General features: G+C 45.5%; 11 protein-coding genes. 5 read left to right on the top strand and 6 right to left on the bottom strand.

Annotation, left to right across the window (positions count from 1 at the left end):
* The first annotated feature begins 8 nt into the window (after nt 1–8).
* Entirely contained in the window at nt 9–980 is a 972-nt protein-coding gene (locus tag L5M37_RS08040) for a sensor domain-containing diguanylate cyclase (RefSeq protein WP_263200039.1), read from the top strand.
* A gap of 77 nt (nt 981–1,057) precedes the next feature.
* Here the strand turns inward: L5M37_RS08040 and L5M37_RS08035 are convergent, their stop codons facing one another.
* Nucleotides 1,058–2,017 (bottom strand): sodium-dependent bicarbonate transport family permease, encoded by a 960-nt coding sequence (locus L5M37_RS08035; protein ID WP_263200037.1) that lies wholly within the window; start codon nt 2,015–2,017, stop codon nt 1,058–1,060.
* A gap of 138 nt (nt 2,018–2,155) precedes the next feature.
* Here L5M37_RS08035 and L5M37_RS08030 point away from each other — a divergent pair, with 138 nt between their 5' ends.
* Complete coding sequence (locus L5M37_RS08030) at nt 2,156–3,154, top strand: LysR family transcriptional regulator (protein WP_173242949.1); 999 nt, start codon at nt 2,156–2,158, stop codon at nt 3,152–3,154.
* Between the two features lie 123 nt (nt 3,155–3,277).
* Here the strand turns inward: L5M37_RS08030 and L5M37_RS08025 are convergent, their stop codons facing one another.
* Nucleotides 3,278–4,903 (bottom strand): methyl-accepting chemotaxis protein, encoded by a 1,626-nt coding sequence (locus L5M37_RS08025; protein ID WP_263200035.1) that lies wholly within the window; start codon nt 4,901–4,903, stop codon nt 3,278–3,280.
* A 581-nt stretch (nt 4,904–5,484) separates the two neighbouring features.
* Nucleotides 5,485–6,771, bottom strand: coding sequence for a cell division protein ZapE (gene zapE / locus L5M37_RS08020; protein ID WP_263200033.1), 1,287 nt, complete (start codon nt 6,769–6,771; stop codon nt 5,485–5,487).
* A gap of 281 nt (nt 6,772–7,052) precedes the next feature.
* On the opposite strand from zapE, the gene L5M37_RS08015 reads away from it, so the two are divergent.
* Nucleotides 7,053–7,850, top strand: a complete 798-nt coding sequence (locus L5M37_RS08015; protein ID WP_263200031.1) for a polymer-forming cytoskeletal protein — start codon at nt 7,053–7,055, stop codon at nt 7,848–7,850.
* A 44-nt stretch (nt 7,851–7,894) separates the two neighbouring features.
* Here the strand turns inward: L5M37_RS08015 and L5M37_RS08010 are convergent, their stop codons facing one another.
* Together L5M37_RS08010 and L5M37_RS08005 are read right to left on the bottom strand one after the other, a co-directional pair.
* Entirely contained in the window at nt 7,895–9,460 is a 1,566-nt protein-coding gene (locus tag L5M37_RS08010) for a M16 family metallopeptidase (RefSeq protein ID WP_263200029.1), read from the bottom strand.
* Nucleotides 9,457–10,875 carry a M16 family metallopeptidase gene (locus tag L5M37_RS08005; RefSeq protein ID WP_263200027.1) on the bottom strand — a complete coding sequence of 473 codons (1,419 nt, stop codon included), beginning with the start codon at nt 10,873–10,875 and terminating at the stop codon, nt 9,457–9,459. The genes L5M37_RS08010 and L5M37_RS08005 overlap by 4 nt, the downstream gene beginning before the upstream one ends.
* 216 nt (nt 10,876–11,091) lie before the next feature.
* Here L5M37_RS08005 and L5M37_RS08000 point away from each other — a divergent pair, with 216 nt between their 5' ends.
* Entirely contained in the window at nt 11,092–11,919 is an 828-nt protein-coding gene (locus L5M37_RS08000; protein ID WP_105251567.1) for a M14 family metallocarboxypeptidase, read from the top strand.
* Nucleotides 11,920–12,011: 92 nt separating this feature from the next.
* On the opposite strand, the gene L5M37_RS07995 is transcribed toward L5M37_RS08000, so the two are convergent.
* Nucleotides 12,012–12,926, bottom strand: coding sequence for a L,D-transpeptidase family protein (locus tag L5M37_RS07995; protein ID WP_105251568.1), 915 nt, complete (start codon nt 12,924–12,926; stop codon nt 12,012–12,014).
* 885 nt (nt 12,927–13,811) lie between these two features.
* Here L5M37_RS07995 and L5M37_RS07990 point away from each other — a divergent pair.
* Complete coding sequence (locus L5M37_RS07990) at nt 13,812–15,542, top strand: potassium/proton antiporter (protein ID WP_105251569.1); 1,731 nt, start codon at nt 13,812–13,814, stop codon at nt 15,540–15,542.
* The last annotated feature ends 91 nt before the right edge of the window (nt 15,543–15,633 follow it).

Here is a 15,633-nt window from a genome sequence, read left to right as displayed (position 1 = left end):
AGAGTGCCATGCAATTACCTACAATTCCTGAAAACGAGCTGCAACGCTTGGCCACGTTACGCGCACTTAATGTGCTCGATACCGATGCCGAGGAACGTTTCGATCGTATTACTCGGCTTACGCGCAGAATTTTCTCTTTGCCCATCTGTGTTGTGACTTTAGTGGATGCCGAACGGCAATGGTTTAAATCACGCCAAGGATTGGAGGTGACTGAAACACCTCGGGAAATTTCATTTTGTGGACATGCGATCAATCATGACGGCATTTTCATCGTGAACGACACCCTCAAAGATCCCCGTTTTAGTGACAATCCTCTGGTGACTGAGCAGCCGCATATTCGCTTTTACGCCGGCTATCCCCTCACCATTCACGAGCAATATCGGGTGGGTACTTTGTGTTTAATCGGTACTGAACCGCGGGATTTTACGGCTGAAGACATTGAAACCTTAACGGATTTAGGACAAATGGTAGAGGCTGAATTACTCTCTATCGCGCAAAATACCTTAGATCCCTTGACGGCTATTTCGAATCGACGTGGTTTTGAATTACTGGCCCATCAGTCACTGGCGAGTTGTCGACGTACCGAATCTGAGGCGGCCTTAGTATTCTTCGATCTCGACTTTTTTAAGGAAGTGAATGACAGCTTTGGTCACCTAAAGGGCGATCAGGTGTTATATGATTTTGCCCATATCTTAATGACCGCTTTTAGGGAGTCGGATGTGATCGCAAGGCTTGGCGGCGATGAGTTTGTGGTGCTGCTAAGTTTTGTGCATAGAGATACAGTCAATCGGGTCATCGAGCGTTTTAAGCAGTTACTTGAGCAATATAATCAACAGCATCCTAAGCAACATAGATTGGCGACCAGCATAGGTATCGCCCATTGGACACCGGATTCAGATATGAGCTTAGAGGATCTGTTAGATTCCGCCGATAAAGCCATGTATCAGGATAAAGCCACACATCACAGTGATGCATCTTAAATTGTTTACGCTTATGCCAATGAAAAGGGAGACAATAATGTCTCCCTTTTCATTGGACTTTATTCGGCGAAGAAGTACTAAGCTGTAATGAGCGTTACCCAATGTTGATATAAGGGTAAGCCAATTAGCACGTTAACCGGAAATGTGATCCCGAGTGAGGCTAGCATAGCCAGACCTATATTGGCTTCGGGGATTGCGGCACGAATGGCCGCTGGCGCTGCGATATAAGATGCGCTGGCACTTAATGCCGCTAACACTAAAATGCTGCCTGAAGGTAAGTCCAGCCAAACACCTACACCAATACCACACCAAGCCAATACAAAGGGTGCTACGGTGGCAAACACTAATAAGCGCCATTGCTTAAGTGGTAGCGGCAAACACACTTTGGCCGTTACTAAGCCCATTTCCAGTAAAAATAATGCCAGTAAAGTTTTGAATCCGCCTAATAACACAGGTGTGAGTGGCGCAAGTCCCGTTGGGCCGTAAAGCCAACCTATCACCACACCGCCAAGGAGTAATACAACGCCGCGGCTGGTTAAGGCTTCGTGCAACACGCTTGATTGAGTTTCATTTTTGGGTGATGTTTCAATTGCTTTTTTGGCACTTAAGTATCTGTGTAACCAGAGCATTACGACAATAGCAGGTAGTTCCAGCAGAACGAGATACAGGGTCGTTTCTGGCCTTAAGATCAGCCCAGATTTTTCAACCATAGCCATCACCACCGCAAAGGTTCCCGCACTGACGGAGCCGTAATGGGCGGCAATACTAATGGCATCGGTATGGCCAATGCGAACCAGCCGGGTTAGTACAGGGTATAAGGCCAAGGGGATAATCAAACCTAAGGCAACAACCGTTAACAGCTCAGTGAACACTAAGTTTTGAGTGTGACCGTGGAGCGCCATTCCGCCCTTTAAACCTAAGGTAAGCATTAACAGTATGGATAGGGTTTCGTAGATCGCGGGTGGGACTTTAAGATCTGACTTCACTAGGCCAGCTAACAGGCCTAAGGCGAAAAAGGCAATGACAATATCTGGCATAAGTATCTCATTAAGTTTGACTTTTAAGCGGTTCAAAACGCGCTTGCTTGTCGAGTGATCCTGATGGCTGGTGATTTTGGACCTAATTAGTTATATTGAAAAATAAATTGTTTACCACCTAGGTATAGATAATTATCTATGGATAAGCGTTCGTCATCGACTCAGCTTAAATTGCGGCATTTGAGTTTTCGGTTACTGCAGGTGTATGTGCAAGTGGTGCGGTTAGGTAATATTTCCGCAGCGGCGAGGGCATTGCATTTAACTCAACCCACAGTGTCATTACAGCTTAAAAAACTGGCCGATGTGTTGGGCGAGCCATTACTCGAGAGTCGTGATGGCCGCATGTTACCGACCTTGATTGGTAATGAGTTGTACCGCGCAGCCTGCGATACCTTGAGTCGTTTTGAGGATTTCGATGCTTTTATGCAGCAGGCTAAAGGTGGCAGTGTCGGTCACATTAATATCGGTATTGTCACTACCGCAAAATACGTGTTACCACGGATTTTAGGGGCATTTTATCGGCAGTTTCCACAGGTTAAAGTGACCTTAAACATTGGTAACCGTGCCCATGTATTAGGCAGATTTGAACGTCAAGAAGATGATTTATACCTGTTCAGTCATCCTCCAAGTGGCGATAACGTGTTATCTGCACGCATCATTAAAAATCCGCTGCAACTGATTGCACCAAAGGAGCATTGGGCAGTGGGTCGTGAACAAGTGAATTTTAACGAGCTTAAGAATGAGCGTTTTATCGTGCGCGAACCGGGGTCAGCCACCCGCTTAATGTTCGAGTCTTGGTGCAGCGGACAAGGCATCACGCTCGGTGATACTATGCAAATCGAGAGTAATGAGGCGATACGCTTGAGCGTCGCGTCGGGCTTAGGTTTGTCGGTGATTTCGGCGCATACCTTGCAAGAAGGGCGCGAAAAACCTGCAATTCTAACTGTTACGGGGTTTCCGCTCGAAAGTAACTGGTATCTAGTTGGCCGTAAAGATCGCCGTTTGCCCTATGCCGCCATGCAACTGGTGGACTTTATGGCGGCGCATTTGGTCGAGTGTATCGAGCCAGAATGGGTTGCCACTGATATCAGTGAATTGGCTATGCACTTTAATCATGCACCGCAAACTCGGTCCTAGCACTCTTGAGTCTTGCTTGTATTATGGAAGCTTTATTAAACTAGATCATAGCGTTATGCATTGAGGGTAACGGTTGAACACATCTTGCGCCATTACCCTCAGATTCCATTATAAAGCGATACTCTAGACTTTAAATCGCGTCAGTAGATTGTTCAGTTCAACGGCGAGTCTTGAGAGTTCATGTGCCGAGGCACTGGTTTGCTGTGCCCCCGCAGCACTTTGGCTGGCAAGATCACTAATATTCACAATGTTTTTATCGACCTCACGTGCGACTTTCGCTTGCTCTTCGGCGGCGCTTGCGATGACCATGTTGCTGTTATTCATCGTACTGATTTGGCGATTAATCGTGTTTAATGCATCCCCTGCCAATCTTGCGACTGAGAGTGCCTGTTCAGCCTTTTGGCCGCTATGCTGCATTGATTGCACAGCCGTTTCGGTACCGTGCTGGATTTTGTTAATCATGTCTTCAATTTCACTGGTCGAGGACTGAGTGCGATGGGCTAGGGCGCGAACTTCATCAGCAACAACCGCAAAACCACGGCCTGTATCGCCCGCTCGCGCCGCTTCAATGGCTGCGTTTAGGGCCAGTAAATTCGTTTGCTCAGCAATGGCGCGGATCACATCGAGAACTTTACCTATATCCCTCGCTTGAATCGCTAAGGTTTGAACAACCTGTGAACTTTGCGTCACATCCTGATTCATGTCGATAATGGCTGCGACTGTCTGATCTACCTGTTTTTTACCTAATTCGGTACTGCGGGCGGTTTCTTCAGAGGCTTCTGAAGCGAGCACCGCCGTATTGGCAACTTCATCTACTGCCGAACTCATTTCGGTAATCGCAGTTGCCGCTTGCTGTATTTCATCATTTTGTTGCTGTATGCCGCGGGAAGCATCTTCAGTGACGGAATTGAGTTCTTCGGCGGCGGAGGCGAGCTGGCTAGAGGAGTTTGCTATATGGGATAAAGTGTCGCGCAGGTTTTGCTGCATTTCAGCTAATGATTGCATCAGTTGACTGGTTTCATCTTTACCCTCTGTGCTGATCTTCTGCGTTAAATCCCCCCTTGCGACTGCCACTGAAATGCCTACAGCTTCCTTCATTGGCTGCACGATACTGCGAGTTAAAAATATTGCCACTACAAATGCAGCGATTAAGGAGCCCACTATCATAATGCTGTTTAGCCATTTACTCTCGTCGTAGGCTTGTGCAGTTATTTGACCTTGTTCCTTTGCATATTCAGTATTCAAGCTGCCAATGCTAATGAGCGTCTTTGTCATTTTTTCGGCTTGCACTATCATGACATCATCCATGATCCGTTTAGCTTCGGCTGCATCATTCGCCTGTAGCTTGCTGATCATCTCATCTTGATGCTTTAAATACAGATCAAGGCTGCCACTAAATTCTTGATAGAGCTCCTGCTCACCTGGCAGGCTAATTAAAGGCTCATAGTTTTTTTGATCCGTTTTAATACTCTGGCGGATTTGCCTTAATGTATCGAGTCCTTTGTTAAGTTCAGCAGTCGAATTTGCTAATAACAGGCGAAATGTAAACACCCTAGCGCGCATCACATTGAGGTTGATGCTCGACAGACTGACTAGCGTAGGTAGGGTATTATCTTCAATTTCTTCTGCAGTGGATCGCATGGATGACATTGTCTGTAATGACATGATTCCTTGAAGTAGCAACACAAGAGCAAGTAATCCAAACGCAGCAATTAATCGTGAGCCAATCTTAAATTGTCGTAACCACATAAGTTAATCGTCCCTGTATTTAAAAGAGTTCCGTTTAAGGCAGTTCTTAATATTTTCTAGCGAATATTTCGAACTAAGTGTCATGGCGCTTAGTTAGAATCATGAGTCTTTAGTTGATTGCATAAACTATAGATTATATTTTTGAGCTTTTATGTTGCAGGTTGTAAATTTGATCGATTTAAAACTATAGGCTGTAAATTAGAACAATTGAAACTAAGTTACACCGTACCTTAAAACTCAAGGTTAGCAACAGCTAGAAGCAAATTGAACGTAATGAGTCATTTAGTTGTGTGGATTGAATCGATTATGGAAGATGGGTTTTCTATTTTATGTATTTGATTTTTAATTATTATAATGTTTTTACTGTACTAGTTTGTCTATGATTGCAGATTTTCAATTTAGGTACTTATTCATCTTTCTAGGCTTGTATCTGCAAATAGCGTATTTGGCTTGTTATATTCTGAATGCATGAATTATCTTGTCACTAATTGTTCCTCGAATTTTTATCGTGATGGCTAACTTCTCGCTTATCAATATTAGTCTTTTGGTCTAACTCAACAGAGCGATAAATCGCTAATGTTTTACGGCCATTCACTTCGACTCATTTCTATTAATCGACTGTAGGTGCGGCGGAATTCAAAACTGAGTGCGCCACCTTGATAGAGTTCACTCAGTGGCACGTCGCAGCTGAGATATAAGCTGACATTTTGATCGTATAACTCATCAATCAAGCTAATAAAGCGCCGTGCTGGGTCGTCGTTGGCCGCATAGGAGAGTTTGCGCTCGCCCGTGGCTGCAGCTTGGTTATCACCTGTACCGTCCTCTGTACCGCGGGCACGGATCCAGCTTTTTACTTCGCCGCCTAATTTGGGAACGCCGCTCACCATTAAGATCTTAAATCGGCTGGCGATTTCGATATAATCGAGTTGAGATCTCGGGCCGTCACACAGGGCATGAAAGTCGAACCAAGCGACTGAGTTGCCTGTTGGTGCTATAGCGGCGCGGATCACTGGAATTTCACGGTTGCAGATGGTGAGGCTAGCATTACTCATTCTGCTATCACTAATGCCAATAGCGCTCATACTGAGTGTATTTGGCGTTAACCTATTCACTAGCTTATCAAAAATCTGCTCAAAATCGAGTGTTCCGGTAATGCCGATATTGCGGGAAATCGAGGCGTTCACTTCAGCGCTATCAATGCCAATCTCGTTGTTTAATGAAGCATTGATGGCGTGCATCCTATGGTCTTGGTTGCCATTGAGATGCAGCATTTGAGTGTGTGTTTGCAGCAGTTGGATGCAAGGTAAAAATCTGTGCCTAGCTAGGCCGTTCTCATATAAGCGCTCAATAGGAATATTTGAGGTGGCGACCAGCACCACACCTTGTTTGAATAGGCATTCAAAGAGCCCAGCGAGTATCATGGCATCGCCAATGTCCGAGACAAAAAACTCATCGAAACACAGCACCTTGCACTCTTTTGCGAGATTTTTAGCTATGAGAGTTAACGGATCTCGTTTACCCGAATGTTCGCGTAATGCTTGGTGAATCCGCGCCATAAATCGGTGAAAATGTAGTCTTAACTTGCCTTCACTCGGCAAACAATCGAAAAACAAATCCATCAGAAACGTTTTGCCCCGACCCACATCGCCCCACAGATACAGACCTTTGATTGCTTGTTTGTTGATAAGGGGAAAGTGTGCTGAATGTGGCTGTAGCATCAACTGCTTAAATAGCACATCGAGCGCCAACACCGCCTGTTGCTGCGCGGGATCGTCAATGAGATCTATGCTCACCTTGGCGCGATACGCTTCAAGTGGTGTCACGATTGGGGCTATCGATTGCGAGCTAGCGGAGTTTGAATGTGCCATGTCGGGGTCTCGTTGGCGGTTTGTTTTCGGTGTTTGCTGCTAGTGTGTTCTTTAGCTTTGTTTTAGCGCGATATCAGTACTCACCTTTTTGAGGCATCCTGTTACTCATATTCAGGTACTCGGGAGCCATATGGCAAGATGCGCAGGGTAACATAGTCGCTGACGTGACTTAAGTCCCGCTCTGGGGCTTAGGTCAAATACTAAGCGAAACCAGTGCTTTATTCTCGAGGACTTTTACCATAACATCTTTGTCACAAAAATAATGATATGGAATGAATCCTATGGCGAGTAAGGGCAATGGCATTACGGTTATCAGTGCACAAACCTTGATTGAGGGCGACATTCAGTTAGAGAGCGCGGCATTCATTGCGGGTAAATTGCAGGGCAAGATTAGATCGGCAGGACAAATTAAGATCGAACTTGGCGGCGAGATCTCTGGTGAAGTCAGTTGTTATGAGCTGCGGGTTTGTGGCGTATTTCGCGGAAGAGTCTGTTGTAATAAGTTGATTATTACCAGTTCTGGTGTGGTTGACGGTGAAGTCGCCAGTCATCAGATGGAGATTTACGAAGGCGGGCAGTTTATGGGTCAGCGTATTAAAGGTCCTGAACTTGATGCCTTGCCGGACATACTACAAGCACTCGCGCCAATAGCTCAACGCTCGGATGCGCATTTATATGCCAGTGAAAGCACTTTACTAAGAGGTGAACATCTGGCGATTCGCCCTTGGCTGTATGTTGCTGTGGCAACTGTCGTCATAGCGTTAGGTTTTAGTTTTGGACCCGAGCAATTGCGTGAGTGGTTACCGAATCTTAGTGACAGCCCGCTGAAAACTGAGGTGTCTCCGGCAATCGAGGGGCTTAAGGCAGTAAATGGTATGGCTCCTGATCAACCTGCTACGCCAAATAGCGCGAATGCCGACAATATGGCGGTATTACCGGCAGATGATCCTGATCCGCAGATCATGCAGCAGGATTCGGCGATGGAAGATTTACAACAAATGGAACAAGGCCATGAACAGATGACGCAGGGTGATAATGGCGCACCGCCTGCCAGCGACAATGCGACCAATAAGCTTTAATCTGTCGATCGCGCATTTGAATCTTTTAGAAGGATAATTTGGCTTTAGTTGTCAGTTCGGCCAACCTTGACCCTTTCAAACTGCCACTCTGGTAGCTTAGTTTTTAAGTCAGGAAGAATTCGAGTAACATCGCCCCGCAAGATAATCAATGGCTCACCGCTAAACGCCGCGTTGGCTAACTGCTGCAGCCTTTCGGGCGTTAGAGCCTGCAACTCTGCATTCAGCTTTTGCACATCAATTCGAGTTAATCCTGTCGCGACTTGGTGGATATATTGATTTTCACGTTGAATGCTGTTGTCTTGGCTGAGCAAATCTTCACCGATCAAATAGGTTTTAAGTGCATCGATTTCACCTTGGCTAGCACCTTGCGTCTTAACGAGTGCGAGGTGATCGAGTATGCCCACCACAAACGCGCCCGTATGTTCTATGGCTGTACTGCCATAAAACTTGATGCTGCTGGAGAGCGGTGCATTGGCGCACTGGCCGTAGATGCCATAGGTGAGGCCGCGTTTTTCCCGTAAATCATAGTAGAGTCTGCCCGAAAAACTGCGGCCCATGAGTGCGGATAAACTGCGACAGCTTAAGGCGACTTCCTGTGGGTTCAGTTGCTGCTGAGTTGATGCATCACTTAGGACATGATCTATGGCATAACCTAGGCGGACTTGGGTTTGCACGCTGCCCGGCGCATCAATAAGGTAAATCCTCTTGATTTGCTGAGGCTTTACTGTCTCTGCTTTATCCGCTTTCCACACTGAATTAGGCAATATTGGCCACAGTTTAAGGCTAGCTTGAAGGTCAAATTTAGCTTTATTTGCCAAAGAGTTGGGTAGAAAAAGATGCCACTGTGCTTGTGTTACCGCCTGCTGTTGGATTTGTTGTAGTTGCCTTAGGCTGAGTGAATCGAACAATGCATTATTATTGATCACTCTATTGTAGGGATGTTCAGGGCCGAGCAGTTTATCGCGCCACACTTTATCTATCTCGGCGCCACTAAAGGCGTTTAAGTGTTTATTGAGCTTGAGTTGACGGCGAATATTGTCGACATCGACGGGGGCGGTTGTCGCATCAACAAAGGCATCTGGCTGCCAAAATTGCAGTAGTAAGCCGTAGATATGGTTAACATCGTCGGGGCAAGTGAGGCTTAAATTAATGCTGTGCAAGCTGACACGCATATTGAAAGTCTCAAGACAGGGATCTGCGCGGCTAATGGCAAGTGCGCGGGCCTTTTCTTGAAAGGTAATCTGTAAAATATCAGGATTATTGAAGGGAACTTGCGGGTTCACAGCCGCTAAACTGACCCTGTTGCTCACACTGCTATTCATTTGAACTGAGGCAAGGTGATGTAACTGATAGGGTAAATCCAATTCGGTATGGACTTCATCGGTAAAAATTTCATCCGTTACGGGGATAATGACGCTGCTTTTGGGTAAATGATTGTTCAAAGAGCTAGGCAAAGAATGGGCTAAAGAGTTTGGCGTTTCAAAATGGGCCAAACTCGGCGGTTCGCTCGGCGTGAAGACGATTTGCGTCTGCTGGCAGGCGTTTAGTGATAAAGCCACAGCGCAGAACATTAAGCCTTGTAGCTGCTTTGACATTGTCTGAGTCGTCATAATACCGCATCCTCTAAACTGTCACTCATATCGTTAGGCAGCCATTCCAGTAGCGTTTTACCCCAGCGAATATACCAAGGTGGCAGTAGGTCGACTCGGACATAATCTTGGTTAAAATACCGTTTTGCGACGCTTTGGATATCGTCGGCCGTGACTGCGTTGATCCGTTGCCACTGCGCGGTAAAGGGATGGTCTTTATCTTGAGCCGACGTTGCGGAAAGCTTGATGGCTAAGGCCTGCGTGTCATCCAGTTGTTGTAATTGATTGTTTAACCACACTTGTTTAAGTGTGCAAAGACTTGCTTCATCCAGAGCATCTTGCTGCGTTTGTGCCACAAGTCCCAACACTTTTTGCACTAAGGCATCGAGTGAGGTCCGTGCCCGTGGAACCAAGACGATATTCGCTATGCCATGATTTTCTAACTCAAAGGGCAGGGAGTAGCTGAGCATTTGTTCGGGATTATGCAGACTGAGTTTAGCGAGTGCACTGGTGGTGTTTTGAAATAAATAGCCTTCTAGCAGCCGAATTGCTGCAGCATCGGGGTGATCTTTACCTACTGTATGCCAAGCGAGCAGTAATCCGGGCCAAGGTCCGCGCTCATCAACTAACTCAGCATGTACTTGTTTAGGCTGGATTGTTAACTCAGAAAATTCAGGTTCAGCAATCGCTGGCCTAGACCAAGCCGCAAAATTTTGCTCAATCCATTGTCGGGTTTGTGGGCTCAGTTTGCCGACAAGGGAAAGCTGCATCGCATCGGGACGATAATAAGCACGGTGAAAGGCCGTTAGGTTTTCTGGTGTGGCTTGCAAGATATCTTCGCGATTGCCAATAATACCGTGACCGTAAGGAGTACCTTTTACTTGCTCGAGTAAAAACGTCATCGCGCTGCGGATATAGGGCTGATTATCTATGGTTTGTGCCATTTCCTGCAGTACGGTTTCCTGCTGATTTTTAACCGTAGTGGCGTTAAGGCTAGGGCGGATAAAGCGCTCGGCTTCGAGATATAAGCCCAGTTCTAATGCTTGGTTTGGCAGCGTCACATAGTAGTTGGTGTAGTCAAAATGCGTGCTGGCATTAAAACGTGCACCTAAAGCACTGAACTGCTGAGCATAGGTATCGCCGGGGGCATTTTCACTCCCTTTAAACAACATGTGCTCAAACAGATGGGCGTAACCGCTCTGACCTTGGGCTTCGTTGCGGGCGCCTAAATTAAATTGGCTGGCGACTGTGACTGTCTGTTTATCTGCCATGGGCAGTAATCGCACTGTTAGGCCATTTTGTAGCGTATAGGTCTCTATATTCGCTTCGAGCGCATATAAGGCTTGCGCATCTTGCTCGGCGCGGCATTGGGCCTGTAGCGTATGACTGAAAACACTGGCCGAAATGGCGATAAAAAAGGTGATTTGAGTGTTCATAAGTGCGTCCTGCCGAGCTTATTTTTTAATTCGTTAAATGTCTTACTCAAGCTGGATACCATTAACGACAGGCAATTGATACATTCGCAGGTATCGATACAGATTGCACCACTGTCGACGACTGCTCGGATTTCATCGAAATCAGTTGAATAGCATTCAGTTTTTGAAAAGAACTGCTATGATGGCACAGTTCTTTTTCTGGCATAAGTACAAGATATGGTAAGCAGATCTCCGTTCGAATCCTTTCAGTGGAAAAGCGATATTTTTAACTGTGAAAGCACTGATATTGATAATTTCTATCTGCTGCTTGAGCAGGAAATGACCCGTTTGGGCATGGTTGAGAAAACATTGGGTGAAGTGGGTAAATACGATGTTAGCTTGTATCAGTCACCGGCCGCTAAGTCAGGCTTACCTTCTTTATTGATCAGCACAGGATTTCATGGCGAAGAATCTGCAGGCCCATGGGGTTTGTTGCATTTTTTGAGTGAAGCTTCAGCAGACCTATTTGAACGGGTGAACTTGAGTTTATTGCCTCTCGTCAATCCTACTGGATTCAGTCGTGGTCATAGATTTAATAAATACGGCGAAAATCCAAATCGTGGTTTTGTATTTGAGAACGGTAAACCTAAAGCGAATGAACATACATCGGTTGAAGGTAAGCTATTGTTAGAGCACGCACAGTTACTGCTTGCTGCGAGCCGAGACGGTATTTTAACTTGCCATGAAGATGTCTTGAGTCGTGAAGCCTATGTGTATTCTTTTGAGCCAAGCCAAGTGCCAGGACGTTTTAGTCTCGATCTGCGCGATACTTTAGGTGGTTATTTCCCAATTGCGGTAGACGGTGAGATTGATGGGTGTCCTGTTAAGGATGGTTTGATCTTCAATCATTTTGATACGTCTTTTGAAGCTTGTTTAGTACGAAGTGGTGCTCGTGTCGGTGCTTGTACTGAAACGCCTGCGTTGCAAAACTTCGATCAACGCGTATTAGCAAACAGTGCTGCTATGACTCACTTCTTGGCCTTGTGTGCACCTTTATGTGATTGATATATTAGTCTATTACGTTAGTGAATAGCCTGACATGACAAAAAAATACCCGCAGATTGCGGGTATTTTTTTAGGTGGTATTCGCCAGTGAATTATTGATTAATTCGCATTGGCACACCAGTACGTTCATCGAGTAGCTTCTTGATCACAGAAGAATCAGTGTCAGCTTTAGCGATAAACTTAGCGATCTCTTTTGGCAGTGATATCGCAACGGGCTCATTTGATTCAAACTCCGCCACAGTGCGAGACAATGGTTGATGCACGGCTAAGTAGCGTTTACCGTCTGGCTCTTCGGTTGCTTTAATCGGCTGGTTCACAAATTGTACCCGAGTTCCCACTGGTACAGTCTTGAATAGATGCTCGATATCTTCATGGCGTAAACGCACACAACCTTGACTGACACGCAAACCAATACCGAAACTCGCGTTAGTACCGTGAATCGCATACAAGTTGCCGATATACAGCGCATACAGTCCCATAGGGTTATCTGGACCGGCTGGCCATACCGCAGGCAGGATTTCACCTTTAGCAGCATATTCTTTACGAATGCGCGGTGTGGGTGTCCAAGTTGGATTCGCACGCTTACGTTGTACAGTGGTCACCCAGTTTTCTGGTGTGTCTTTACCAATTTGGCCAATACCAATAGGCAACACTTCAACAGTCTTTTTGCCTTTTGGATAGTAATACAAACGCATTTCAGCCACGTTGATCACTATGCCTTCACGGGGAGCGTTTGGCAGGATCAATTGCAATGGAATGATCAGTTGGCTACCTGGTTTTGGCAGAAATGGATCCACACCTGGGTTAGCTTCGAGTAAGTTACTGAGACCAAGCTGGTATTTGGCTGCGATATCTTCGAGAGTGTGTTTACCCTCTGGAACCGTATAATACTGGTTCTCGCCAATTAGCCTGCTTTGGGCGGCTGGTAAAGGATATTCCGTTGCTAAAGCGGACAGACTAGGGAAAACCAAAGTCAATAATAAAGCTGTGGTGCGAAGCATACTCATAAGCGGATACTACGATTCCTGTTAATAAAAAAGCGTGTTTAACGCAGCTTTCTCTCTTAAAACGAGAGCGGCAATTTGTCGAGCAAAATGCACTGGCGCGCGAAGCTCGCATCCTTCCTTATTTTGGACATTATTTCAACTGAAATATGATCAGTACGGCGTATTTATCGCTTAATTTTTTGTTTTAACGGTTTTCCTTGGCGGCGTCAATTGTCAGTATTTAGTCTTGTCGTTAAAACCTGCTGTACTCAATTGTCTTGTGTATGCCTTCCTGCTTGATGAAAAATATTTGCAGTGTTAACCAATTTAAAACGTGTCTGTTTGAATGGCGAGCATGTATGGCGTTACTGGAACTGAATTGATTTATTTTGGAAATCAGTGTGTGGTCCTTTTCTCACAAGGCTATTGCTCATCGGATAAAGTGAATTTAAATCATCTCATTGGCAAATAAATGGAGTTAAAACAATTAGCTTAAGGATAATGTTCAAATATTCACCCTTTACACGACATTATTTTATCTGGCACTAAATTGGCTATGATACCGTTAGTTTATACAGGTTTGTGAGCTGAGTTTTGCTTGAATGATTTGAGTTTACGTTCAGTTTGTTATTTTTAACTATTTGATATTCATTTATTTTAATGCTTATTAAGTCGTGTGGTGATGTTCTGCTATCCTTTAGGTTTTACGTTAGCTTTTATCTAAAGGTTAATAGAAAGTTGGTTTTATGACATTTTTTATGTAGATGATTGAAATTTAATATTTAACGCTCCAATAATTCGATATTTTTGTGCTAATATAAAATCATAAAATTGTGAGTTGAGTCATTTTTAACCTCGGTGATTTGTCTATCGTTTAACTAAACAACCTGTATTAAGGAGGCGTTTGTGGATGCAGATTCCATCAATAGTTTTTTTCTGATTGGCGCCTTGCTTACAGCAGTGAGTGTTTTACTTAGTCCTATGTCTTCCCGTTTGGGCATCCCTATTTTATTGATTTTCCTCGCTGTGGGTATTTTGGCTGGCGAAGATGGCCTTGGTGGAATCCAGTTTGATGATTATTCAACTTCCTATTTAGTCAGTAACTTAGCCTTAGCGATTATTTTACTCGATGGCGGTATGCGCACCCGCGTTGCCAGTTTTAGGGTGGCGCTATGGCCTGCATTATCGTTGGCGACCTTTGGTGTTGCCATTACGACCAGTATCACCGGCATGATGGCCGCATGGTTGTTCGACTTGCATTGGTTGCAAGGTTTGCTGGTGGGCGCGATTGTGGGCTCGACCGATGCCGCTGCGGTATTTTCCCTGCTTAAAGGGCGTAGCCTTAACGAGCGGGTTGGTGCGACCTTAGAAATTGAGTCCGGCAGTAACGATCCCATGGCGGTATTCTTAACCGTAACCTTGATTGCCATTCTTGCCAATGTCGACAGTGAGTTGTCCTTCAGCTTTATGCTTATTAGCTTTATTAAGCAATTTGGTCTGGGGATCTGTTTAGGTTTAGGCGGCGGCTGGATGCTGTGGAAGCTCGTCAATTTAAGCAAGTTAGCTGATGGTCTGTACTCTATTTTAGTTTTAAGCGGTGGTCTGATTATTTATGCTGCGTCCAACAAACTGGGTGGTAGTGGTATTCTGTCGATTTACTTAGTGGGTCTGTTCCTCGGCAATAAGCCAACCCGTGGCCGTCATGCGATTTTGAACGTACTGGATGGTATGACTTGGGTCAGTCAAATCGGCATGTTCCTCGTATTAGGGTTATTGCTTACCCCTTCAGATTTAGTCGATATCATGATCCCAGGTTTTGCTCTGGCATTCGGAATGATTTTATTTGCTCGCCCTGTCGCCGTATGGATCAGTCTATTGCCGTTTAAGAGCTTTAGCAGTCGCGACCGCTGGTTTATTTCTTGGGTGGGGTTACGCGGCGCTGTGCCTATCATCTTAGCTGTATTCCCTATGATGGCGGGCTTACCGGGTGCTCAGTTGTACTTCAACTTAGCCTTCTTCGTCGTATTAGTGTCGTTACTGGTTCAAGGTGCGTCTTTGACCACTGCGGCGCGTTTAGCTAAGGTGGAACTGCCCCCAAAGCCGTTACCCGTTTCGCGCTCGGGAGTTGAAATTTACCCGAGCAGCGAATGGGAAGTGTTTGTCTATCGTTTGAGTGAAAGTAAGTGGTGTATTGGTGAGCCGCTAAAGCGCTTGGCTATGCCAGATGGGACACGGATTGCGGCGGTATTTAGGGATGACACTTTGCTGCATCCATCGGGTAGCACTCGTCTCGAGGCGGGCGATATACTCTGTGTGCTGGGTCAGGAGAAAAGTTTAGAAGCCTTGAGTAACCTCTTTAGCCAAGCGCCAGAAAATAAAGAAGTACAACGATTCTTCGGTGATTTCTTTATTGAAACAGACGTTAAGCTTGCGGATCTCGCGCCTATTTATGGTTTGAGTTTAGATAATCTCGCTGATGATATGACAGTCGCAGACCTTGTGGTATCTCAGCTTGGCGCCAATCCTGTACTTGGGGATCAGTTCCACTGGCAATCGTTGCATTGGGTGGTGGCGGGGCTATATGAAGGCAAAGTCACTAACGTAGGTATTCGTTTACCGACTGAGAATGCGCTCTAATCCTATGTGCTAGATGGTCCTTACTATCGAAAGTCACCATAAAAAATGCCAGCTTATTTGCTGGCATTTTTGTATTCAAAGCTAATTGAGC

Source organism: Shewanella sp. SM69 (genome assembly GCF_025653985.1).
In the GTDB taxonomy this organism is placed as follows: Bacteria; Pseudomonadota; Gammaproteobacteria; order Enterobacterales; family Shewanellaceae; genus Shewanella; species Shewanella oncorhynchi.
This window is presented reverse-complemented; position numbering and strand designations above follow the sequence as displayed.

Coding starts and splice junctions, on each gene's coding strand:
- L5M37_RS08040 (WP_263200039.1), top strand. CDS start 9: ATGCAATTACCTACAATTCCTGAAAACGAGCTGCAACGCTTGGCCACG.
- L5M37_RS08035 (WP_263200037.1), bottom strand. CDS start 2,017: ATGCCAGATATTGTCATTGCCTTTTTCGCCTTAGGCCTGTTAGCTGGC.
- L5M37_RS08030 (WP_173242949.1), top strand. CDS start 2,156: ATGGATAAGCGTTCGTCATCGACTCAGCTTAAATTGCGGCATTTGAGT.
- L5M37_RS08025 (WP_263200035.1), bottom strand. CDS start 4,903: ATGTGGTTACGACAATTTAAGATTGGCTCACGATTAATTGCTGCGTTT.
- zapE (WP_263200033.1), bottom strand. CDS start 6,771: ATGGCACATTCAAACTCCGCTAGCTCGCAATCGATAGCCCCAATCGTG.
- L5M37_RS08015 (WP_263200031.1), top strand. CDS start 7,053: ATGGCGAGTAAGGGCAATGGCATTACGGTTATCAGTGCACAAACCTTG.
- L5M37_RS08010 (WP_263200029.1), bottom strand. CDS start 9,460: ATGACGACTCAGACAATGTCAAAGCAGCTACAAGGCTTAATGTTCTGC.
- L5M37_RS08005 (WP_263200027.1), bottom strand. CDS start 10,875: ATGAACACTCAAATCACCTTTTTTATCGCCATTTCGGCCAGTGTTTTC.
- L5M37_RS08000 (WP_105251567.1), top strand. CDS start 11,092: ATGGTAAGCAGATCTCCGTTCGAATCCTTTCAGTGGAAAAGCGATATT.
- L5M37_RS07995 (WP_105251568.1), bottom strand. CDS start 12,926: ATGAGTATGCTTCGCACCACAGCTTTATTATTGACTTTGGTTTTCCCT.